Origin of the sequence: [Anoxybacillus] calidus, assembly GCF_013760845.1 — a bacterium.
GTDB classification, from domain to species: Bacteria; Bacillota; Bacilli; order Bacillales; family Anoxybacillaceae; genus Paranoxybacillus; species Paranoxybacillus calidus.
In genome coordinates, this window is record NZ_JACDUU010000002.1 from 140,547 (window position 1) to 163,886 (window position 23,340).

Sequence of the window (23,340 nt, forward strand, 5' to 3'; positions counted from 1 at the left end):
GCGTGCTCATTGGTAAAAGATTGAACGGTCGCTATAAAATAATCGAAATGATTGGCGGCGGTGGAATGGCCAATGTGTATTTGGCTAGAGACATGATTTTAGATCGGGATGTAGCTATTAAAGTATTGCGTCTTGACTTTTCGGGAGATGAACAATTTATTAAACGCTTTCGACGGGAAGCACAGGCGGCAACGAGTTTAAACCATGAGAACATCGTCAGCATTTATGATGTCGGTGAAGATGAAGGTATTTATTATATTGTGATGGAATATGTGCGGGGGACTACATTAAAGCAATATATTCAGCAGCATGCACCACTTAGCGTTCCAAAGGCATTAAACATTATGGCGCAGTTAACTTCTGCGATCTCACACGCACATCAAAACCGAATTGTCCATCGCGATATTAAGCCGCAAAACATCCTCATTAACGAAAATGGAATTATAAAAGTTACAGATTTTGGTATCGCGATTGCGTTAAGTTCGACAACGATTACGCAAACGAATTCAGTATTAGGCTCTGTTCATTATTTATCGCCCGAGCAGGCACGTGGAGGAATTGCCACCGAAAAATCGGATATTTATTCATTAGGTATTGTCATGTTTGAACTTTTAACTGGTAGATTACCATTTTCTGGGGAATCGGCCGTTTCCATCGTGTTAAAGCATTTACAAACAGAGACCCCTTCACCAAAAGAGTGGAATCCTTCTATACCGCAAAGTGTTGAAAATATTATATTAAAAGCAACAGCGAAAGATCCTTTTCATCGTTATCAATCGGTCGAGGAAATGGCAGAAGATATTCGCACGGCGTTAAATCCGGAACGATTAAACGAGAAAAAATTTACGATTGCCGATGATGATGAAGCTACAAAAGCCGTACCAGTTATTAAAAATATGAATCATATTCGAGATAACCAACAGACGATTGTTCATGATTCTTTGAAAAAAGAAAATGAGACGGGGCAAACAACACAACCAAAAAAGAAAAAGAAATGGGTAGCATGGCTCGTTTCATTCTTTATTTTCTTCGTTGTCGCGGGTATTAGTGCAATTACTTGGATCTCTTCTATCGTACTTCCTGATGATGTGGTAGTTCCTGATGTAGCCAATAAAGACTATGACAAGGCAGTAACGGAGCTAGCCTCGTTAGGGTTTAAGATTAAAGAAACGGTATCTGTTGAGGACAATGAAGTTCCCGAGGGGAAAGTCATTCGCACGGATCCGGAAGCGGGAAAAACGGTGAAAGAAGGAACGGAAATTACAATTTATAAGAGTATTGGAAAAAAGAAAATAGAATTTAGTAATTTTATTGGTGAAGATATTGAAGATATAGAACAAACGCTGCAAAATCAAAATTTTCTGCTTGTCGAGCGAGATGAAGTGTATAGCGATGAGCCGCCAGGAACCATTATTGCTCAATCTCCATCACCGGGAGAAAAAGTAGTGCCAGACGAAACAGAAGTAACTTTCACTGTCAGTCTAGGTCCAGAAAAAATTACGTTAAAAGATTTATCTGGTTATACCGAAAAAAGTGTTCGTGATTATGTCGAAGAACAAGGATTATATGTGCTCGTAAAGTATGAGCATTCCGATACCGTTCCAGAAGGGCTTGTTATTTCACAAACACCTCAGGCGAATGCGAAACTTGAAAAAGGGGCAACCATAACCGTAGTCATTTCCAAAGGGAAAGAACCGCTTCCAGAGAAAAAAGTGATGCAGGAAATTGAAATTCCGTATGAGCCGGTATATGAAGGAGAAATTGTCGAAGCGCAGTTGTATATTCAAGATGCAAAACATGATATGACAAAACCATATAAAACATATAGATTGACAGAAACAGTGAAAGAAAAAGTAGAGTTTATTATACGTCCTGAAGAAACAGGCTATTATCGTGTAATTATTAACAACACAGTGAAGCGTGAAGGTGTTGTTCCATATCCGAATACATAACAAATAAGGAGTGATGCTATGGCAGAAGGAAAAATTATTAAAGCGTTAAGCGGATTTTATTATGTGTTAAGCAATGGGGAAGTATTTCAATGCCGCGGTCGCGGTGTATTTCGAAAACATAAAATTACTCCCCTTGTTGGCGATGAAGTTATTTTCCAAGCAGAAAATAAAACAGACGGTTATATTATGGAAATTCGAGAGCGGAAAAATGAATTGATTCGTCCACCAATTGCTAATATTGACCAAGCTATTCTTGTCTTTTCCGCAGTGCAACCAGATTTTAGCCCTGGTTTACTTGACAGATTTCTTGTTTTGATTGAAGCAAAAGATATTCGTCCGATTATCGTTATTAGCAAAATGGATTTAACTGATGATAAAACAAAGCCACTCGTGAAGAAGTATGCGAGTGAATATCGGAATATCGGCTATGAAGTCATTGAAACTTCGGCGGTGACAAAGGATGGAGTGGAGATGCTGCTGCCGTATTTAGAAGGTCGCACGTCTGTATTTGCTGGTCAATCAGGCGTTGGCAAATCATCGCTTCTAAATGCATTACGTCCTGACCTGCAATTAAAAACAAATGACATTTCTACACACTTAGGTCGAGGAAAGCATACAACTCGTCATGTCGAGCTGATAGAGATTGGCGGCGGCTTAGTAGCCGACACACCGGGGTTTAGTTCTCTTGAATTTAATGAAATTGAAGCAGAACAATTGCCGCTTTGTTTTCCAGAATTTCGTGAGCGCGCTCATGAATGTAAATTCCGTGGATGTACGCATATTGCAGAACCAAAATGCGCTGTAAAAGCGGCGTTTGAGGCTGGAGAAATACCAAGCTATCGATATGAACATTATTTGAGCTTTATGGAGGAAATTAAAGAAAGAAAGCCGAGGTATTAGACAGAGATGATTAAAATCGCTCCTTCAATATTATCAGCCAATTTTGCAAAGCTTGCTGAGGAAATAGCTGATGTGGAAAAAGGTGGTGCCGATTACATTCATGTCGATGTGATGGATGGGCATTTTGTTCCGAATCTTACAATCGGACCACTAGTCGTCGAGGCGATTCGTCCAATTACAAACCTTCCGCTTGATGTACATTTAATGATTGAAAATCCTGATCAATATATTCCAATGTTTGCGAAAGCAGGAGCAGATTATTTATCTGTCCATGTTGAAGCTTGTCCGCACTTGCACCGCACTATCCATCTTATTAAAGAGCATGGTGTCAAAGCAGGAGTTGTATTAAATCCGCATACACCTGTTGCGATGATAGAACATATCATCACTGATGTCGATTTAGTGTTATTAATGACCGTGAACCCAGGGTTTGGTGGACAAAAATTTATTCATTCGGTGTTGCCAAAAATCGAGCGAGTTGCCCAAATAGTAAAAGAGCGAGGTTTAAATGTCGAAATTGAGGTAGATGGCGGGGTGAACGAAGACACCGCAAAACTTTGTGTTGAGGCAGGAGCAAACGTATTAGTCGCAGGCTCAGCGATTTACAATAAAAAAGACCGAGCTGCGGCCATTCGCGCGATTCGCGGTGAATAATAAAAATGAGGAGGCTGACCGAAAAAGCACGTGTCAGACCCCACCACAATGTATAGGACATGATATGAGATAAATGAACTATATGTTGTGGATGGCAGGTGGGGGCGGACACTTACGGGACAGCCTCTTTTTCTTTTTATGTTCAGATGATATAGTGAAAGAAGTAAAACGGCAGGAGAGGAGATGGTTATATTGATCATTCACATTGTTGGTGGCGGTCCGAATGAATGTATTCCAGATTTACATAGTTATCATGAGAAAGAAGCCATATGGGTCGGGGTAGATCGGGGAGTGATTACGCTTTTAAAAGCAGGGATTACTCCAACGAAGGCGTTCGGTGATTTTGACTCTATCACACAAGCTGAATTAGAGTGGGCGCAAACGAGGTTAAATGAAATTGAAATCTGGCCATCTGAAAAAGACAAGACGGATATGGACATAGCACTTGATTGGGCGTTAGCGCAAAAGGCTGATAAAATCAAAATTTTTGGAGCAACAGGGGGACGTTTAGATCATTTATTTGGAAATATACAACTGCTAATTAAAAATGTAAAAACAAATATCGAAGTGATTGATCGGCAAAATATGATTACTGCGCATGAACCAGGGGAATATGTGATTGAGAATACTCCTTTTTATCGATATATTTCATTTATTCCAATGACTATGGATGTGAAAGGTATCACGTTAAAAGGTTTTAAATATCCGCTAACAAATTGTCATATTCAGCTTGGGTCTACACTATGTATTAGTAATGAACTCATCCAATCTCATGGTACTTTTTCATTTTCTGAAGGCATATTAATGATGATAAGAAGTAAAGATTTAGGCAGGAGCTTCTAGGTACTATTTTTTTCTAAGCGAATATACTTATAAGGAAGCAGTGTCAAGTTCGTGATGAAGGTGGAGGAGGGAGCAGTAATGAAGTTTTATACAATTAAGCTGCCAAAGTTCCTTGGCGGCATTGTCCGCGCCATGTTAAACTCATTTAAAAAAGGATAAAAAGCACCAAGTACTTGGTGCTTTTTTAATTTATTGATTGTCTAGCTCTGTCGCCTAGCTCTCTGTGCCAAATAACCTTCGCCCTCGAAGTGACAAGTACTTCTTGAGGTCGAAGAACATTTGGCTTCGAGAGCTAATCGCGGCGACTCCGCTTTTTTTTTATTACACACGTTCAATTTTTCCAGATTTTAAAGCGCGGGCAGAAACCCATACGCGTTTAGGCTTTCCGTCAACTAAAATGCGCACTTTTTGAAGGTTTGCTTTCCATGTACGTTTATTTGCGTTCATAGCGTGTGAACGTGCGTTACCGAAAGATTTTTTCTTTCCAGTTACAAAGCATTTTGCCATTCTTTTTCCCTCCTCATTGCCGAAGAAATTCCTTTATCGTGCTGAAAACACTACTATAATTTATCATACATAACAAGAGAATGCAATAGTTCTCTGAGCAGCATTCAAGAAAATATCCTTGACATATATTTTTAAATTAGGCTAAATAATACTAGTGGATGGGAGAATACTTTTAAAAAAAAAGCCAGTATAGTAAAATGGCTTTAGTTTATGCGAACAATTCCAAAGGGGGAACTTGTATGTCCATTGAGTTGCAAACAAAGTACGGACGCATTGAGATTTCAAATGATGTGATTGCTACTATTGCTGGTGGTGCCGCAGTAGATTGCTATGGAATCGTTGGGATGGCCTCTAAAAACCAAATTAAAGACGGGATTTCAGAAATTTTACGCAGAGAAAATTTCGCAAAAGGTGTCATTGTACGCCAAGAAAACGATGAAGTACATATCGATATGTACATTATCGTTAGCTACGGCACGAAAATTTCTGAGGTTGCTCATAATGTGCAAACGAAAGTGAAGTACACGTTAGATCAAACATTAGGACTTGCTGTGCAATCGATTAACATCTATGTTCAAGGGGTTCGTGTGACGAATCCGTAGTCGTAGTAAGGAGGATGTAATCTGTGACAATTAAGACGTTAGATGGAAGACGTTTTGCAAATATGATATTGCAGGGGGCACAACATTTAGCCAATAACGCAAAAGCAGTAGATGCGCTTAACGTCTTTCCAGTCCCGGATGGAGATACTGGAACAAACATGAATTTATCGATGACTTCAGGAGCGAAGGAAGTACAAAATAATATTAATGATCACATTGGGAAAGTCGGCAGCGCGTTAGCGAGAGGACTGTTAATGGGAGCGCGCGGTAACTCAGGAGTCATCTTATCTCAATTGTTCCGCGGCTTTGCAAAAGCAATCGAAACAAAGCAAGAAATTAATAGCTTAGAATTTGCAGCGGCCCTTGAAGCGGGTGTCGAAACAGCATACAAAGCTGTTATGAAGCCAGTAGAAGGCACGATTTTAACAGTAGCAAAAGATGCAGCGAAACGTGCGGTAGCTGTTGCGAAAAAACAACCGGATATCGCTTTAGTGATGGAAGAAGTAGTAAAGGAAGCAAAAGCATCTCTAAAACGAACGCCGGAGCTGCTTCCTGTCTTAAAAGAAGTCGGCGTTGTTGACAGCGGTGGACAAGGATTAGTATATGTATATGAAGGGTTTTTGGCTGAGCTAAAAGGAGAAAAAGTAGCAAATGTACCGGCGGAGCAACCGTCGATGCAAGAACTTGTCAATGCTGAACATCATAAAAATGCACAAAGTCATATCAATACAGAAGACATTGAATTTGGTTATTGCACAGAGTTTATGGTTCGCTTTGAAGAAGACAAACTAAAAAACAATCCGTTTACGGAAGAGAAGTTTTGTAAAGATTTAAGCCGTTTTGGTGATTCATTATTAGTGATTGCTGATGAGGAACTTGTGAAAGTGCATATTCATTCAGAGCAGCCAGGCGAAGTATTGACATATGGTCAACGTTATGGAAGCTTGATTAACATTAAAATTGAAAACATGCGTCAGCAACATGAAAATATTGTGCAGGAAACAAAAACTTCGTTCCCGACTGTTTCTCGCGTCGAGAAAAAGGAAAAAGAGAAGTACGGAATTGTAACGGTGACAATGGGCAACGGAATTGCAAACTTGTTTAAGAGCATAGGTGCCCACGTGGTAATCGAAGGCGGACAAACAATGAATCCTAGTACGGAAGACATTGTTAAAGCAATCGAACAGGTTAACGCAGAGACGGTGTTTGTACTGCCAAATAATAAAAACATTATTATGGCTGCACAACAAGCTTCTTCTGTTGTTGAAAGCAACGTCATTGTAATCCCTTCCAAGACGGTTCCTCAAGGTATGTCAGCCATTTTAGCATTTAATCCAGCTGCTTCAGCGGAACAAAATGAAAAAGCGATGAATGCTGCCCTCACACAAGTGAAAACAGGTCAAGTCACATTCGCTGTCCGCGATACTAATATTGATGGCGTCGCAATTTCGAAAGATGATTATATGGGAATTGCTGACGGCAAAATTGTCGTTTCAGAGAAGGACAAATTGGCAGTTACGAAAAAACTTTTAGCTGAAATGTTGGATGAAGATGCTGAAATTTTAACCGTTATTTTCGGTGAAGATACAACAGAAGAAGAAGTCGATGAAATTGTTGCGTACGTAGAAGAAACATATCCGGATGTAGAAGTAGAAGTACATGAAGGTGGCCAGCCGTTATATCCATTTATCTTCTCAATTGAATAATATGTTAGAATAATAGAAGGGATTTGTCCCTTCTATTTTACTGTATTTTACTGTATAGAAAGAGACAATAAAGGGGAGAACCAGCATGAAATACAAAAGTGTTTTTGATATTATTGGACCGATTATGATTGGACCGTCAAGCTCCCATACTGCCGGAGCGGCACGGATTGGCAGAGTGGCCCGCAGTTTATTTGGCAGAAAACCAAAGTGGGCGCATATATCATTTTACGGTTCTTTTGCACAAACTTATAAAGGTCATGGGACTGATGTTGCTATTGTTGGAGGGCTGTTAGATTTTGATACATTTGATGAACGAATCAAATCATCATTAGAAATCGCAAAGCAAGAAGGAATTGAAATCACGTTTCGCAAAGAGGAAGCAATACCGGATCATCCGAATACTGCAAGAATTCGTATCGGTGATGAGCAAGGAGAATTAGAGCTGGTTGGCATTTCCATTGGTGGTGGAAAAATTGAGATTACGGAATTAAACGGATTTGAATTAAAACTGTCTGGGCATCATCCAGCAATCCTTGTTGTCCATAATGATCGTTATGGGGCAATCGCATCCGTTGCTAATGTATTAGCGAAATACGCTATTAATATTGGTCATATGGAAGTTTCCCGAAAAGAAAAAGGAAAGGAAGCATTAATGACGATCGAAGTGGACCAAAACATCGACCAGTCCATTGTTGATGAATTATCGTCATTACCTCACATTATTCAAGTAACCAAAATCGTTGACTAAAAATAGAATACTGTTCATGAAGCAGCGTATGAAACAGACAAAGGGGGCAGCAAGATGTTTCGTAATGTGACGGAATTAGTCGATTTAGCAGAAAGTCAACAAATTAAAATTGCCGAAGTGATGATTCGGCAAGAGATGGAAGTAACAGGGCGAAGCAGAGAGGAAATCTTTGCACAAATGGAACGGAATTTGCAAGTAATGGAGCAGGCCGTAGAAAAAGGATTAGCCGGTGTTTTTTCTCATTCCGGATTGACCGGTGGAGACGCTGTATTGTTGCAGTCGTATATTCAAAAGGGCAACTTTTTATCAGGTGAAACGATTCTTGATGCGGTAAGCAAAGCGGTTGCGACAAATGAAGTGAATGCAGCAATGGGAACAATTTGTGCAACACCGACGGCTGGATCGGCTGGGGTTGTACCTGGTACGTTGTTTGCTGTAAAAGAAAAATTAAAGCCGACGCGTGAGCAAATGGTTGAATTTTTGTTCACAGCTGGTGCGTTCGGATTTGTTATTGCAAACAACGCCTCCATTTCTGGAGCTGCAGGCGGATGTCAAGCTGAGGTAGGTTCTGCAGCTGGAATGGCAGCGGCAGCTCTCGTTGAAATGGCGGGTGGTACCCCAAGCCAGGCGGCAGAGGCGATGGCGATTACGCTGAAAAACATGTTAGGGCTAGTATGCGATCCTGTAGCAGGGTTAGTTGAAGTGCCATGTGTGAAACGGAATGCGATGGGAGCAGCGAATGCGATGATTGCTGCGGATATGGCACTTGCAGGAATAAAAAGCCGTATTCCTTGTGACGAAGTGATTGATGCGATGTTCCGTATCGGTCAGACGATGCCGGTTGCACTAAAAGAAACTGCACAAGGAGGTTTAGCAGCAACGCCAACTGGTCGCGCTTTAGAAGCGAAAATTTTTGGCGTTCCGTTAAATGAACGTGAGTAATGTATTAGTACAACCTGTCAGTGAGATAAAAGGAATCGGTAAAGAAACAGAAGAAGCTCTAAACGAAATGGGGATACAAACGATTGAAGACCTTCTCCATCACTTTCCGTTTCGCTATGAAGATTATAGGTTGCGAGATTTAGCCGAGGTAAAACATGATGAAAAAGTGACAGTAGAAGGGAAGGTTCATAGTGAGCCTTCTCTTACCTATTATAGCCGCAAAAAATCTCGCTTGACGTTTCGTCTTCTTGTTGGACGCTACTTGATTACTGTGATTTGTTTTAATCGTCCTTATTTAAAAAATCAACTATCTATTAACGAAACCATTACGATAACAGGAAAGTGGGATCAACATCGTCAAGCGATTACTGTTCAAGAGTTAAAAAAAGGTTCGTTTACTGAGAAACAGGAAATTGAACCGGTCTACTCAACACGTGGAACAGTAACGGTAAAAGCGATGCGCCGCTTTATCGCGCTTGCGCTTGAACAATTCGGGCATACAATTGTTGATCCTCTTCCGCTGGCAATGCGGCAAAAATATCGTCTGCTTTCGAAAGCGGAAGCGATTCGAGCGATTCATTTTCCACGAGCACATGAAGAGTTAAAACAAGCAAGACGCCGGCTTGTATATGAAGAATTTTTATTTTTTCAATTAAAAATGCAAGCGTTGCGAAAATTTCATCGCGAACATTCAGCAGGCATTGCTCATACATTTTCTGATGAGCAACTTCAGTTGTTTATCGAGCAATTGCCATTTCCGCTTACAGGGGCCCAAAAACGAGTTGTTGCGGAAATTATTGAAGACATGAAAGCACCATATCGAATGAATCGGCTGTTACAAGGAGATGTAGGATCTGGAAAGACAGTTGTTGCGTGTATTGCATTATATGCTACAGTCTTATCTGGCTATCAAGGGGCATTAATGGTCCCAACAGAAATTTTAGCAGAACAACATGCCGAATCGATAAGACGACTGTTACAGCCGATGGATGTATCAGTAGAATTATTGACAAGCTCTGTGAAAGGAAAGAGAAGAAAAGAGATATTAGAAAAACTCGCATTAGGAGAAATCGATATTATTATTGGTACTCATGCACTCATTCAAGAGGAAGTAAACTTTCACAAGCTCGGCTTAGTGATTACTGACGAACAGCATCGTTTCGGTGTGGAACAACGGCGTGTTCTTAGAGAAAAAGGACAATCGCCTGATGTATTGTTTATGACCGCAACTCCAATACCGCGAACGCTGGCAATTACAGCATTTGGAGAAATGGATGTCTCAATCATTGATGAAATGCCAGCAGGAAGAAAAAAAGTTGAAACGTATTGGGTCAAACATGATATGCTGGAACGAGTACTTGCATTTATTGAGAAAGAAATTCGCAAAGGAAGGCAAGCGTATGTCATTTGTCCGCTTATCGAAGAATCGGAAAAATTAGATGTACAAAATGCGATTGATGTGCATAGTATGCTGACTCATTATTATCGTGGAAAGTACCGAATTGGGCTTATGCATGGCCGGCTTTCTTCAGAAGAAAAAGAGCAAGTCATGAAAGCATTTAGTCATAACGAAGTGCAAATATTAGTATCAACAACCGTTGTTGAAGTAGGTGTTAATGTACCGAATGCAACGGTCATGTTGATTTACGATGCGGAACGATTTGGATTAGCTCAGCTTCATCAATTAAGAGGCCGAGTTGGACGGGGAAGCGAACAATCATATTGTATTTTACTTGCTGATCCAAAATCAGAAACAGGAAAAGAAAGAATGCGCATTATGACGGAGACAAACGATGGATTTGTTTTGTCAGAAAAGGACCTCGAGTTGCGTGGCCCTGGGGACTTTTTTGGCACAAAGCAAAGCGGTATGCCGGAATTTAAACTCGGGGATATGGTTCATGATTATCGCATTCTTGAAGTAGCCCGGAATGATGCAGCAAAACTCATTCAGTCGAACGCTTTTTGGAGCGATGAATCCTATAAGTTGTTGAGACAATCTTTAGAGCAATCCGGCATTCTTAGTGGAGAAAAGCTTGACTAAAAACAGATTGCAAAACTTTGTTTTTCTATCTTGCAATCTGTTTTTCTTAATTATATACTACTATTAGTACCTAGTCATAGAATCGGACGGTGTTTAAACGATGAGAAGAAATAAACGTGAACGGCAAAGACTTTTACGAGAAACGATCGAGGAAAATCCGTTCGTTACAGATGAAGAATTGGCGGAAAAATTTTCTGTTAGCATTCAAACGATTCGCTTAGACCGGTTAGAGCTATCTATCCCTGAACTTCGGGAAAGAATTAAAAGCGTAGCTGAAAAATCGTTTGCTGATGAAGTTAAATCATTGCCAATCGAAGAAGTGATCGGCGAGATTATTGATATTGAACTAGATCATAGTGCGATTTCGATTTTTGATGTAAAGAAAGAGCATGTATTTAAGAGAAATAAAATTGCTCGTGGACATCATTTGTTTGCGCAAGCGAATTCACTCGCGGTGGCCGTCATTAATGACGAGTTGGCATTAACAACAAAAGCGACGATTCGTTTTACAAGACAAGTCAAAGAAAAAGAACGGGTCGTTGCGAAGGCGAAAGTAAAGGGAACCAATGAGAACGGTAGAACGATTGTTGAAGTAAACAGTTATGTCGGGCAAGAACTTGTTTTTTCGGGAGAATTTGAAATGTATCGATCCAACATTGTAAAAAAGGATGGAGTAAAAGATGAGAATAGCAATTGACGCAATGGGTGGAGATCATGCTCCAAAGGAAATTGTGCTTGGAGCAATGAAAGCTGTCGAGCAATTTAAAGATGTTGAGATCACATTAATCGGCGATGAAACGCAAATTCGTTCGTTTTTAACAACGGACGAGCGCATTTCGCTCATACATACTGATGAGGTGATCGAAGCGACAGATGAACCGGTACGAGCGGTAAGACGAAAGAAAAATTCATCGATGGTGCTAATGGCAAAAGAAGTAAGTGAAGGGCGTGCTGAGGCCTGCATTTCAGCGGGGAATACCGGGGCATTAATGGCAGCTGGGTTGTTTATTGTCGGACGAATTGAAGGAATCGATCGCCCGGCATTAGCACCTACTTTACCGACAATTGGTGGGGAAGGCTTTCTCCTTTTAGACGTTGGTGCCAATGTTGATGCCCGTGCTGAACATTTATTGCAATACGCGTTAATGGGCTCTGTATATTCTGAAAAAGTCCGAGGTATTAATAAACCGCGAATTGGATTATTAAATGTAGGTACAGAAGACCAAAAAGGCAATGACTTAGCGAAGCGGGCATTTCAGCTTATAAAGGAATCTGGCTTGAATTTTATCGGAAACGTGGAGGCGCGCGACTTGCTGGAAGGAGTAGCCGATGTGGTCGTAACAGATGGCTTTACCGGAAACGTCGCGTTGAAAACGATAGAAGGAACAGCGATTTCTATGTTTTCGATGTTGAAGTCTGCTTTGACGAGCAATTTCACAAGCAAACTTGCTGCAGCTGTTTTAAAACCGCGTCTGCTTGAGTTAAAGAAAAAATTGGACTATTCCGAATATGGCGGGGCTGCGTTGTTCGGCTTAAAAGCACCGGTTGTTAAAGCGCACGGTTCTTCCGATGCAAATGCCATTTTTCATGCGGTGCGTCAAGCGCGCGAAATGGTCGTAAAAGATGTTGCAGGAACAATCAAACAAGCGCTCGAGGCCGAAAGCTTTCTGACTCATTCATAAGGAGTGATTGATTGTATGGGGAAAATAGCGTTCATTTTTCCAGGTCAAGGTTCACAAACAGTTGGTATGGGCAAAGAATTAGTAGAACAAGATAAAAAAGCCGCAGCTGTCTTCCAAGCTGCGGACGAGCGACTCGGTTTCTCGCTATCTTCCATTATTTTTGAAGGACCTCAGGATACATTGACATTAACAATCAATGCTCAGCCTGCTCTTCTTACAACTAGCATTGCTTTATTTGAAAAAATAAAGGAAGCAGGAATCGTGCCAGATTATGTTGCAGGGCATAGTTTAGGTGAATATACAGCACTTGTTGCAGCGGGAGCGATTTCATTTACAGATGCTGTTTACGCAGTGCGCAAGCGGGGAGAATTTATGGAAGAGGCGGTGCCTGCAGGAAAAGGAACAATGGCGGCTGTTCTTGGAATGGCAGCGGACTTGCTACAAGAAATTACAGAGCAAATTTCTGCTGAGGGTGCTCCTGTCCAGCTAGCAAACTTAAATTGCCCGGGACAAATCGTTATTTCTGGCTCAAAGGAAGGGGTTGAGCGTGCTTCGCAATTAGCAAAAGAAAAAGGAGCAAAGCGCGTCATTCCTCTTGAAGTAAGCGGTCCATTCCACTCTTCTTTAATGGAGCCGGCTGCAAACAAGTTAAAAGAAGTATTAGACGAAATCGGAATTACTGATGCGAGCATTCCAGTCATTGCAAACGTAACAGCAGAGCCAATGGCAGAAAAAGAAGATATTAAACGTAAGCTCATTGAGCAGCTCTATTCACCAGTTCGTTGGGAGCAATCGGTGAATAAAATGATGGAACTTGGTGTTGATACATTTGTTGAAATTGGTCCAGGTAAAGTGTTATCCGGGCTTGTGAAAAAAATTAGCCGCAATGTTCAAGTGTATGCAGTCAATGATTTAGCTTCTTTGGAAGCGACTGTTGCGGCATTGAAAGGGGAATAAACATGTTACAGGGAAAAATCGCACTTGTTACAGGAGCGTCCCGAGGAATTGGGCGTGCCATTGCTTTAGAGCTTGCTCGCCATGGAGCCAAAGTTGCTGTCAACTATGCAGGAAGCGAAGCGAAAGCAAACGAAGTAGTTGCTGAAATTTTGGAAATGGGCAGCGAAGCATTTGCCATTCAAGCGGATGTGTCCAAAGCAGAAGCCGTAGAGCAAATGGTAAAGGAAGTGCTTGATCGCTTCGGCCGAATTGACATTTTAGTCAATAACGCTGGTGTAACCCGTGATAATTTAATCATGCGCATGAAAGAAGAAGAATGGGATGAAGTCATCAACATCAATTTAAAAGGTGTGTTTAATTGTACAAAAGCGGTGACGCGTCCGATGATGAAACAGCGCTATGGCCGCATTATTAATATTGCCTCCATTGTTGGGGTGAGCGGAAACCCTGGTCAAGCGAACTATGTTGCCGCTAAAGCGGGAGTCATTGGCTTAACAAAAACAACAGCAAAAGAATTAGCGAGCCGAAACATTACGGTTAACGCGATTGCTCCAGGTTTTATCACAACGGATATGACTGACAAATTATCTGAAGAAGTCCGTGGAGAAATGTTAAAACAAATTCCGTTAGCTCGTTTTGGCGAACCGAAAGATATTGCTGGAGTAGTTGTTTTCCTTGCTTCTGAAGCGGCGAATTATATGACCGGCCAAACGCTTCATGTAGATGGCGGCATGGTTATGTAATGAGCACATTGAAATTTTCGAGTACTTCTAGTATTTTTGTATAAAATCTACTATAATGTCTTGAGGGGAGGTGAATCTCATGGCAGACGTTTTAGAGCGTGTAACGAAAATCATCGTTGACCGTTTAGGCGTTGAAGAATCACAAGTAACGCTTGAAGCATCTTTCAAAGATGACTTAGGCGCAGATTCTTTAGACGTTGTTGAGCTCGTAATGGAATTAGAAGACGAGTTCGATATGGAAATTTCTGATGAAGAAGCAGAAAAAATCGTTACAGTAGGAGATGCTGTTAACTACATAAAAAGCCATATGTAATGAAGCGAAAAGTCCCGTTTTATAAGCGGGGCTTTCTATGCTTTTTATTTGGCTTAAATGAGTTGCTTGGACTTTTGCACGGAAAATGTGTTGTTTTAAAAGACCAATGGAACAATAATTGGTGCCTAGTAAATTTCTACTGAATAAAGTTGGAGGTACCTATGTTAAGACCGAAAGATAGAGAGCAACGAACGAACGGGAAAAAATGGGCGAAATTCAAACGATTACAAGAAAAAATCGGGATTTTTTTTACAAATGAAAAGCTCCTTATTCAAGCTTTTACACATTCATCGTATGTGAATGAGCATCGCAAACGACCGCATGAAGATAATGAAAGACTGGAGTTTTTAGGAGATGCTGTTTTAGAGTTAACCATTTCTCAATATCTTTTCAAGAAATTTCCGAACATGAGTGAAGGTGAGTTAACCAAACTGAGAGCGTCAATCGTCTGTGAGCCTTCTCTTGTGAAATTTGCCAATGCCCTTTCCTTTGGAGAACTTGTTTTGCTTGGACGAGGGGAAGAACTGACAGGCGGACGAGAGAGACCAGCGCTTTTAGCCGATGTGTTTGAGGCGTTTATTGGTGCACTTTATCTCGATCAAGGAATGGAAGCGGTCGTTCAATTTTTAGAAAAAACGATCTTTCCTAAAATTAACGAAGGTGCTTTTTCTCATGTGATGGATTATAAAAGTCAGCTACAGGAGCTTGTTCAGCGAGATGGTATCGGTGTGATCGAGTATAAAATTTTGCAGGAGAAAGGTCCTGCGCACAATAAAGAGTTTGTATCAAGAGTTTCATTGAACGGGGAAGAGTTGGGCATCGGAGTCGGCAGGTCAAAAAAAGAAGCCGAGCAACAAGCGGCGCAGATGGCGCTAGAAAAATTAAAAGCAGGAGAAAAGAAATAAAAAGAGAATGAAGCTTGCTCTAAGAGGATACTTTTTTCATGAGTAAGCTTCATTTTTCTTAAAATTGACAGTTGTAGCAACATTCACTGGCGATTTCCGCCTTCCCTATCGCAAATAGAAAAAATTATGTTAAAATATTTGAGATTTTATATGAATGCTAGCAAGGTGGAATGTTTATGTTCCTTAAGCGATTAGATATTGTTGGATTTAAATCGTTTGCCGATCGAGTATCGATTGAATTCGTTCCCGGCGTGACAGCTGTTGTCGGCCCTAACGGAAGCGGAAAGAGCAATATTACAGACGCGATTCGCTGGGTGTTAGGGGAACAATCAGCCAAGTCGCTGCGCGGGTCGAAAATGGAAGATATTATTTTTGCGGGAAGCGATTCACGAAAGGCATTAAATGTGGCGGAAGTGACAATCACCCTTGATAACGAAGATCAATTTTTGCCGCTTGAATATCAAGAAGTAAGTATTACGCGACGTGTATATCGCTCGGGAGAAAGTGAATTCTTTATTAATAAACAGCCATGTCGGTTGAAAGATATTGTTGATTTATTGATGGATTCAGGCATGGGAAAAGAAGCGTTTTCGATTATTGGACAAGGGCGTGTCGAGGAAATTTTAAGTAGTAAGCCTGAAGAGCGTCGCACCATTTTCGAAGAGGCGGCAGGGGTGCTAAAATACAAAATTCGTAAACGAAAAGCGGAAAATAAACTAGTAGAAACGCAAGAAAATTTACACCGTGTAAGCGATATTTTGCATGAACTTGAAAGTCAAATAGAGCCGTTAAAAGTCCAGGCTTCTATCGCCAAAGATTACTTAGAAAAACGCGAGGAATTGGAAAAGTATGAAGTTGCTCTTACCGTTTATGAAATTGAAGAGCTACATCGACAATGGGATCAATTGAATGAGCGGTTGACTAAGCATAAAAACGAAGAAATGGAACTATCTGTCACTTTGCAAAAAGAAGAAGCACAAATAGAGCAGCTTCGCGATCAAGTAGCAGCCCTTGATGAATCGATTGATAGTTTGCAGCAAGTATTATTGCTTGCAAGTGAGGAATTAGAAAAACTAGAAGGGCGCAAAGAAGTATTAAAAGAACGAAAAAAGAATGCGACACAAAATAAAAAGCAACTTGAGCAAACGATTTCTGTGCTGACAGAAAAAAAAGAACGGCTCATGCAATTGAGTCAACACGAAGAAACTCAACTGAGAGAACTGAAGAAAGAGATTGTATCCATTCAAGCGGAACTAAAAGAAAAACTTGCTGAACTTTCTTCATACGATATGAACATTGACGAAAAAATTGAACAGTTAAAAAGCGATTATATTGAGCTTGTCCATGAGCAAGCTTCGTTAAAAAATGAACGTTTGCATATCCAATCGCTTTTAAATAAGCTTGAGGCGAAGCAATCAGCCTTAGCTGAAGCAAATAAAAAATACATCGATGAACGTAATGCGATTCAGCAGCAGCATTTAAAACTGCAAGGAGAAATAAGGGAAACGGAGCAACTATTGCAAAAGCAAGAGACATTGTTAAATGAGCAGATCGTTCGTTTAAGTGAAATGAAAAAGCAACTTGAAAAGAAAGAAGCAGCTCTATATCAGGCGTATCAATATTTGCAGCAGACTAAGTCACGCAAAGAAATGCTTGAGGAAATGCAGCACGATTACACGGGATTTTTCCAAGGCGTAAAAGAAATTTTAAAAGCACGTGAACAATTAACAGGTATTCAAGGAGCAGTAGTAGAGTTAATTCAAGTGCCAAGCGAGTATGAAACAGCCATTGAAATCGCGCTTGGAGGTGCGATGCAGCATATTGTCGTAACGAATGAGGAAGCGGCCCGAGCAGCGATTCAATACTTAAAAAGACATGCATATGGCCGGGCAACTTTTTTACCGATGACAGTGATTCAGCCAAAAGCCATTCCAGCCCAGCAAATCGAAATGCTTCAAAATCACCCTGCCTTTGTTGGTGTTGCTAATGAGCTTATTTCATATGAATCGAAATATGGCGCTATTATGTCCAACCTTTTGGGAAATGTCATTATTACGAATGACTTAAAAGGTGCCAATGAATTGGCGCGATTAGTACAGTACCGCTATCGTTTCGTTACTCTTGATGGTGATGTGGTCAATCCAGGTGGGGCAATGACAGGAGGAGGAGTAGCGAAAAAAACAAGTTCGCTGCTTAGCCGAAGCCGTGAATTAGAAACGATTACTGAAAAATTGCGCGAAATGGAAACGAAAACAATCCAATTGGAACGACATGTTCAAGAACAAAAGAAAGCAGCTCAACATGAAGAACAAGAAATCGCTCAAATTCGGAAAACAGCGGAACAGCTACGCTTTAGATTACAAGAACTGAAAAGCGAATTAAGAGAAGTAGAATTACAAGAGAAAAATGTGAATGAACGTTTAGCGATTTATGATCATGAAAAAGAAAACGATGAAAAAGAAAGAAAAGAACTTTTGAAAAAACTCGCTCAATTAGAAGAACAATTGGATACGCTTGGCACTGAATTAACCGGTATCGACCAACAAATTCAAGCATTAACATTAAAGAAAAATGATGAACAAAATTCGAAAGAAACGCTGCAAGGAACCATTACGGAAATGAAAATATCCCTTGCTGAAAAGCAGCAATTATTGAAAAACTATGAGGACAATCTGGAACGCCTCCAGCAAGAATTGACTGATACAGAAAAACAATTAAAAGAGGCAAAAGAAGATTTAACAGCTCTTATGTCAGAGATGGAGGCTAATTATTCCGGAGAGGCGCAAATTGAAGAGCTTCGTAAGAAAAAACTGCAAGATAAAAATGAAACAATTAAGTTAATTGCCAGTCGCCGTGAACAACGTCTCGAATACCAAGAGAAGCTGGAAAATTTTGAGCGAGAAATAAAAGAACGAAAGCGGCAATATAAACAATTAATAGATATCGTTAAAGACGAAGAAGTAAAGTTAAATCGTTTAGATGTAGAGCTGGAAAATTTGCTTGCCCGCCTGCATGAAGAATATATGCTGACGTTTGAAGCGGCTAAAGAAAAATATCCGCTTGAACTTGATGTGTCTGAGGCGCGCAAAAAAGTAAAATTGATTAAGCTAGCCATTGAAGAGCTTGGCACAGTGAATCTAGGAGCGATTGATGAATATGAGCGGGTTTCGGAGCGTTATCAGTTTTTAATGGAACAAAAAAGTGACTTGCAACAGGCAAAAGAAACACTTTATCAAGTCATTGATGAAATGGATCAGGAAATGAAAAAGCGCTTTCTTACAACGTTTAAGCAAATTCGTTCTCATTTCGAAGAAGTGTTTACACAACTATTCGGTGGGGGACGTGCTGACTTGCGATTAACGGACCCTGATGATTTACTGAATACAGGGATTGAAATTGTTGCTCAGCCACCTGGAAAAAAGCTGCAAAACTTAAGTCTGCTTTCCGGTGGGGAACGCGCGCTGACGGCGATTGCGCTTCTATTTTCGATTTTGAAAGTAAGACCGGTACCGTTTTGCGTTCTTGATGAAGTGGAAGCGGCTTTGGATGAAGCGAATGTATATCGTTATGCGCAATATTTAAAACGCTTTAGCGCGCAAACACAGTTTATCGTCATTACTCATCGGAAAGGAACGATGGAAGAAGCTGATGTTCTATATGGAGTAACAATGCAAGAATCTGGCGTTTCTAAACTTGTGTCGGTACGTTTGGAAGAATCGAAGCAACTTGTAAAATCGTAAAGAAAGGACGGCTGTTTTCATGAACTTTTTTAAGAAACTGAAAGAGAAAATTACACAACAAGCGGATTCTGTAACTGAGAAATTTAAACAAGGATTGGAAAAAACGCGTAATTCTTTTGCTGAAAGAGTAAACGATTTAATCGCCCGTTACCGTAAAGTTGATGAAGAATTTTTTGAGGAATTAGAAGAAATTTTAATCGCTGCTGATGTTGGTGTTACTACAGTCATGGAACTGATTGATGAACTAAAAATGGAAGTGAAGCGACGCAACATTCAAGATACAAAAGAAATGCAAGGGGTTATTTCCGAGAAGTTAGTTGAGATTTATCGCGGTGATGAAAATCAGTCTACCTCTCTTAACATGCAAGAAAACGGCCTAACTGTCATTTTATTTGTCGGCGTAAACGGTGTTGGAAAAACAACGACAATCGGCAAATTAGCGCATAAATTGAAAGCGGAAGGAAAAAGTGTGTTACTTGCTGCCGGAGATACGTTCCGCGCTGGAGCGATTGAACAGCTTGAAGTGTGGGGAGAGCGCGTTGGCGTGGAAGTTATTAAACAATCGGCAGGGTCTGACCCAGCAGCGGTGATGTATGACGCGATTCAAGCGGCAAAAGCGCGGCATGTCGATGTTTTGTTGTGTGACACTGCTGGCCGTTTGCAAAATAAAGTGAATTTAATGAAAGAGTTGGAAAAAGTAAAACGCGTCATCGAACGCGAAATTCCGGGAGCGCCGCATGAAGTGTTGCTTGTTTTGGATGCGACGACAGGACAAAATGCAATGAGTCAGGCAAAGACTTTTAAAGAAGCAACGAATGTAACAGGCATTGTGTTAACGAAGCTTGATGGAACAGCTAAAGGTGGAATTGTTCTCGCTATTCGCAATGAACTGAACATTCCTGTTAAGTTTGTTGGTCTTGGTGAAAAGGTCGATGATTTACAAGAATTTGATCCTGAGCAATATGTATATGGATTATTTGCTGATTTACTAGAAAAAGAAGAAGTAGAAGAATAGATGAAAAAAGGAGGACTGATCCGTCAGTGTCTGACCTCACGTGCATGTCACCAATGTTATGTAGAATGTTGTGAGGGCTGATACTTGGATCAGCCTCTTTTTTATGTAAAGAAAAAAACTTGACAGTAAATAAGAAAAAAGGTAGACTAAATTTTTGTAAAGGAATTTCACTTAACAATAAGGAGGGAGTACAATGCTTGAAAAAACAACGAGAATGAACTATCTATATGACTTTTATCAATCGTTGTTAACGCCAAAGCAGCGAAGCTATATGTCGTTGTATTATTTAGATGACTACTCCCTCGGTGAAATTGCTGAAGAATATGAAGTAAGCCGTCAAGCAGTATATGATAATATAAAACGTACCGAAGCGATGCTTGAGGAATACGAAGAAAAATTGCTGCTTTTTCAAAAATTTCAAGAGCGGAAAAAGCTAATTAAAAAACTGCGGGAAATTGCCGCAAGAAATCAGTTTCAAGACGAAGAGTTTTTAAAGACGATTGAAGCGCTGGAGAAATTAGAGTAGGAGGCGGTAATGGATGGCATTTGAAGGATTAGCCGACCGTCTGCAAAACGTTATGAACAAAATCCGTGGCAAAGGGAAAGTCACGGAAGCAGATGTAAAAGAGATGATGCGTGAGGTCCGTCTCGCTTTATTGGAAGCGGACGTGAACTTCAAAGTGGTGAAAGACTTTATTAAGCGCGTAAGTGAACGTGCTGTCGGTCAAGAAGTGTTAAAAAGCTTAACGCCTGGACAGCAAGTGATTAAAGTCGTGAAAGAAGAATTGACGGCGCTTATGGGCGGAGAGCAAAGCAAGATTGCCGTTTCCAATCGTCCTCCGACCGTCATTATGATGGTTGGATTGCAAGGTGCCGGAAAAACAACGACGACAGGCAAATTAGCAAATCTCTTACGTAAAAAGTATAACCGCAAACCGCTTTTAGTAGCTGCTGATATTTATCGTCCGGCGGCCATTAAACAGCTAGAGACGCTCGGCAAACAACTTAACATGCCGGTTTTTTCACTTGGTGATCAAGTAAGTCCGGTGGAAATCGCAAAACAAGCGTTGGCAAAAGCGAAAGAAGAACATCACGATTATGTTTTAATTGATACTGCTGGACGCCTTCATATTGACGAAGCGTTGATGGACGAACTAAAGCAAATCAAAGAAGTTACGAAGCCGGACGAAATCTTTCTTGTTGTCGATGCCATGACTGGACAAGATGCGGTAAATGTCGCCCAAAGCTTTAATGAGCAATTAGGCTTAACGGGAGTCATATTAACCAAGCTCGATGGAGATACGCGCGGTGGTGCGGCATTGTCGATTAAAGCGGTGACGAATACGCCGATTAAATTTGTTGGTATGGGAGAAAAGATGGATGCGCTCGAGCCGTTCCACCCAGAACGTATGGCGTCAAGGATTTTAGGAATGGGCGACGTATTAACGCTCATTGAAAAAGCACAGGCAGCTATCGATGAAGAAAAAGCGAAAGAGCTTGAGCAAAAAATGCGCACGATGTCATTTACCTTTGACGATTTTCTCGAGCAGCTCGGTCAAGTAAGGAAAATGGGACCATTGGATGACATTATTAAAATGCTTCCAGGTGCCAACAAAATTAAAGGCTTAAACAACATTCAAGTCGACGAAAAACAAATCAGCCGCGTTGAAGCCATTATTCGTTCTATGACAAAAGAAGAAAAGACAAATCCAGAAATTATTAATGCAAGCCGTAAAAAGCGGATTGCTAAAGGAAGCGGCACATCTGTACAAGAAGTAAATCGCTTATTAAAGCAATTTGAAGAAATGAAAAAAATGATGAAAATGATGACAACAATGACAAAAGGAAAGAAAAAAGGGTTTAGATTCCCATTTATGTAGGCTATAATGTGTTAAGAAAAAACACTTTACAAACTAGTTTATTATTGCTAATATACTATCTTGTGTGAAATATTTTCGGAGGTGCTTAAATAATGGCAGTAAAAATTCGTTTAAAACGTATGGGTGCGAAAAAATCACCTTTCTATCGTATCGTAGTAGCTGACTCTCGTTCTCCACGCGATGGTCGTTTCATTGAAACAATCGGTACTTACAATCCTGTTACAGAACCAGCGCAAATCAACATCAACGAAGAGTTAGCTTTAAAATGGTTGCAAAATGGTGCAAAACCATCCGACACAGTTCGCAACCTTTTCTCTAAACAAGGTATTTTAGAGAAATTCCATAACTTAAAGTACGGAAAATAATGTTCGTGATGTAAATGAAAGAGCTTATTGAAACAATCGTACAAGCGCTTGTGGAGTATCCGGAAGATGTTGTTGTAACGGAATCTTCCAATGAAAACACGATTACGTATCATCTTTCCGTTCATAAAGACGATATCGGAAAGGTGATCGGTAAGCAAGGGCGCACGATTCATGCGATTCGGACTGTTGTGTATGCGGCTGCGTCACAACAGCCGAAACGCGTCGTCTTGCACGTTGAAGACAAAGGGTGAGGATTATCCTCCCCTTTTTTATATATCTGATATATCTGCCCGTTAAATCCTTCAATAAAGAATAGACACCCAAGAGTTTTCCTGTTATTTATCTATCGAGGCTGACCTAAAAGTAAAGTATCAGACCCCGAAACATCATACATAGGACATAACGTCAGACACTGATGGGTCAGCCCCTTCCAAATTTGCTCGTTAGGGGTGTGTGAATGAAAATTATTCAAACGGTAGAAGTAAAACAAATATTGACCAAGGAAAGCAAAGCAAAATTACTAAAAAAATTCGAGGAAAGAAAGCTAAGGTTACAACAAGAATGTGAACAGCTTCGTTTTGAATTAAAACGATTAGAAAAAGCGAAAAAACATTCTCCTTTGCTTCTTAAACAACATTTTGAAAAAGAAATAAATGACAGGCTCGAAAAAGTGAAACTTCTCGATTTTCAAATTGAACAATTACATATCCTACCGTTAGGAAGCGAATTGAAAGAGCGGGAGATACAAGCTCTTGTTGAAGTCAATATAGGAGATAAATGGGAAGAGGTCATGGCACCAAAAACGATTATCATTGAAGACGGGATTGTAAAAGAAATTCGTTAGA

General features: G+C 40.4%; 24 protein-coding genes. 23 read left to right on the forward strand and 1 reads right to left on the reverse strand.

Annotation, left to right across the window (positions count from 1 at the left end):
- Nucleotides 1-2: 2 nt before the first annotated feature.
- The 5 genes from pknB (at nt 3) to spoVM (ending at nt 4,508) form a co-directional block, all read left to right on the forward strand.
- Entirely contained in the window at nt 3-1,952 is a 1,950-nt protein-coding gene (gene pknB / locus HNQ85_RS04965; protein ID WP_181536660.1) for a Stk1 family PASTA domain-containing Ser/Thr kinase, read from the forward strand.
- 18 nt (nt 1,953-1,970) lie between these two features.
- Nucleotides 1,971-2,852: a ribosome small subunit-dependent GTPase A gene (gene rsgA, locus HNQ85_RS04970; RefSeq protein WP_181536661.1), complete on the forward strand. Its 882-nt coding sequence runs from the start codon at nt 1,971-1,973 to the stop codon at nt 2,850-2,852.
- Nucleotides 2,853-2,858: 6 nt separating this feature from the next.
- Nucleotides 2,859-3,506, forward strand: a complete 648-nt coding sequence (gene rpe, locus HNQ85_RS04975) for a ribulose-phosphate 3-epimerase (RefSeq protein WP_181536662.1) — start codon at nt 2,859-2,861, stop codon at nt 3,504-3,506.
- 192 nt (nt 3,507-3,698) lie between these two features.
- Entirely contained in the window at nt 3,699-4,349 is a 651-nt protein-coding gene (locus tag HNQ85_RS04980; protein WP_181536663.1) for a thiamine diphosphokinase, read from the forward strand.
- A 78-nt stretch (nt 4,350-4,427) separates the two neighbouring features.
- Nucleotides 4,428-4,508: a stage V sporulation protein SpoVM gene (spoVM, locus tag HNQ85_RS04985; RefSeq protein WP_003394991.1), complete on the forward strand. Its 81-nt coding sequence runs from the start codon at nt 4,428-4,430 to the stop codon at nt 4,506-4,508.
- Nucleotides 4,509-4,670: 162 nt separating this feature from the next.
- Here the strand turns inward: spoVM and rpmB are convergent, their stop codons facing one another.
- Nucleotides 4,671-4,856 (reverse strand): 50S ribosomal protein L28, encoded by a 186-nt coding sequence (gene rpmB / locus HNQ85_RS04990; RefSeq protein ID WP_181536664.1) that lies wholly within the window; start codon nt 4,854-4,856, stop codon nt 4,671-4,673.
- Between the two features lie 239 nt (nt 4,857-5,095).
- Here rpmB and HNQ85_RS04995 point away from each other — a divergent pair, with 239 nt between their 5' ends.
- The 18 genes from HNQ85_RS04995 to HNQ85_RS05080 all read left to right on the forward strand — a co-directional run bounded on the left by HNQ85_RS04995 (nt 5,096) and on the right by HNQ85_RS05080 (nt 23,339).
- Nucleotides 5,096-5,458: an Asp23/Gls24 family envelope stress response protein gene (locus tag HNQ85_RS04995; RefSeq protein WP_181536665.1), complete on the forward strand. Its 363-nt coding sequence runs from the start codon at nt 5,096-5,098 to the stop codon at nt 5,456-5,458.
- Nucleotides 5,459-5,481: 23 nt separating this feature from the next.
- Nucleotides 5,482-7,164, forward strand: coding sequence for a DAK2 domain-containing protein (locus tag HNQ85_RS05000; RefSeq protein WP_181536666.1), 1,683 nt, complete (start codon nt 5,482-5,484; stop codon nt 7,162-7,164).
- An 85-nt stretch (nt 7,165-7,249) separates the two neighbouring features.
- Nucleotides 7,250-7,912 carry an L-serine ammonia-lyase, iron-sulfur-dependent subunit beta gene (gene sdaAB / locus HNQ85_RS05005; RefSeq protein WP_181536667.1) on the forward strand — a complete coding sequence of 221 codons (663 nt, stop codon included), beginning with the start codon at nt 7,250-7,252 and terminating at the stop codon, nt 7,910-7,912.
- Between the two features lie 54 nt (nt 7,913-7,966).
- Nucleotides 7,967-8,854: an L-serine ammonia-lyase, iron-sulfur-dependent, subunit alpha gene (gene sdaAA / locus HNQ85_RS05010; protein ID WP_181536668.1), complete on the forward strand. Its 888-nt coding sequence runs from the start codon at nt 7,967-7,969 to the stop codon at nt 8,852-8,854.
- Entirely contained in the window at nt 8,847-10,895 is a 2,049-nt protein-coding gene (gene recG, locus HNQ85_RS05015; RefSeq protein WP_181536999.1) for an ATP-dependent DNA helicase RecG, read from the forward strand. The genes sdaAA and recG overlap by 8 nt, the downstream gene beginning before the upstream one ends.
- 100 nt (nt 10,896-10,995) lie before the next feature.
- Entirely contained in the window at nt 10,996-11,592 is a 597-nt protein-coding gene (gene fapR, locus HNQ85_RS05020; RefSeq protein WP_181536669.1) for a transcription factor FapR, read from the forward strand.
- A complete protein-coding gene (gene plsX, locus HNQ85_RS05025) occupies nt 11,576-12,577 on the forward strand; it encodes a phosphate acyltransferase PlsX (protein WP_181536670.1) in 1,002 nt (333 codons plus the stop codon). Before fapR ends, plsX begins: the two co-directional genes overlap by 17 nt.
- A gap of 15 nt (nt 12,578-12,592) precedes the next feature.
- Nucleotides 12,593-13,534: an ACP S-malonyltransferase gene (gene fabD, locus HNQ85_RS05030; RefSeq protein WP_181536671.1), complete on the forward strand. Its 942-nt coding sequence runs from the start codon at nt 12,593-12,595 to the stop codon at nt 13,532-13,534.
- A gap of 2 nt (nt 13,535-13,536) precedes the next feature.
- The gene (gene fabG / locus HNQ85_RS05035; protein ID WP_181536672.1) at nt 13,537-14,277 is read left to right on the forward strand and encodes a 3-oxoacyl-[acyl-carrier-protein] reductase; all 741 of its coding nucleotides are present in this window, start codon (nt 13,537-13,539) and stop codon (nt 14,275-14,277) included.
- Between the two features lie 79 nt (nt 14,278-14,356).
- Nucleotides 14,357-14,590, forward strand: a complete 234-nt coding sequence (locus HNQ85_RS05040; protein WP_044893799.1) for an acyl carrier protein — start codon at nt 14,357-14,359, stop codon at nt 14,588-14,590.
- A 161-nt stretch (nt 14,591-14,751) separates the two neighbouring features.
- Nucleotides 14,752-15,495 (forward strand): ribonuclease III, encoded by a 744-nt coding sequence (gene rnc, locus HNQ85_RS05045; protein ID WP_181536673.1) that lies wholly within the window; start codon nt 14,752-14,754, stop codon nt 15,493-15,495.
- A 176-nt stretch (nt 15,496-15,671) separates the two neighbouring features.
- Nucleotides 15,672-19,235, forward strand: coding sequence for a chromosome segregation protein SMC (smc, locus tag HNQ85_RS05050; protein ID WP_181536674.1), 3,564 nt, complete (start codon nt 15,672-15,674; stop codon nt 19,233-19,235).
- A 19-nt stretch (nt 19,236-19,254) separates the two neighbouring features.
- Nucleotides 19,255-20,250 (forward strand): signal recognition particle-docking protein FtsY, encoded by a 996-nt coding sequence (gene ftsY / locus HNQ85_RS05055; RefSeq protein WP_181536675.1) that lies wholly within the window; start codon nt 19,255-19,257, stop codon nt 20,248-20,250.
- Between the two features lie 193 nt (nt 20,251-20,443).
- On the forward strand, nt 20,444-20,776 hold the full coding sequence (locus tag HNQ85_RS05060; RefSeq protein WP_181536676.1) for a putative DNA-binding protein: 333 nt from the start codon (nt 20,444-20,446) through the stop codon (nt 20,774-20,776).
- A 13-nt stretch (nt 20,777-20,789) separates the two neighbouring features.
- Complete coding sequence (gene ffh, locus HNQ85_RS05065; protein WP_181536677.1) at nt 20,790-22,130, forward strand: signal recognition particle protein; 1,341 nt, start codon at nt 20,790-20,792, stop codon at nt 22,128-22,130.
- A 92-nt stretch (nt 22,131-22,222) separates the two neighbouring features.
- Nucleotides 22,223-22,495: a 30S ribosomal protein S16 gene (gene rpsP / locus HNQ85_RS05070; RefSeq protein WP_044893794.1), complete on the forward strand. Its 273-nt coding sequence runs from the start codon at nt 22,223-22,225 to the stop codon at nt 22,493-22,495.
- Between the two features lie 14 nt (nt 22,496-22,509).
- Nucleotides 22,510-22,746 (forward strand): KH domain-containing protein, encoded by a 237-nt coding sequence (locus tag HNQ85_RS05075; RefSeq protein ID WP_181536678.1) that lies wholly within the window; start codon nt 22,510-22,512, stop codon nt 22,744-22,746.
- A gap of 206 nt (nt 22,747-22,952) precedes the next feature.
- Nucleotides 22,953-23,339 carry a YlqD family protein gene (locus tag HNQ85_RS05080; RefSeq protein WP_181536679.1) on the forward strand — a complete coding sequence of 129 codons (387 nt, stop codon included), beginning with the start codon at nt 22,953-22,955 and terminating at the stop codon, nt 23,337-23,339.
- Nucleotide 23,340: the final 1 nt, after the last annotated feature.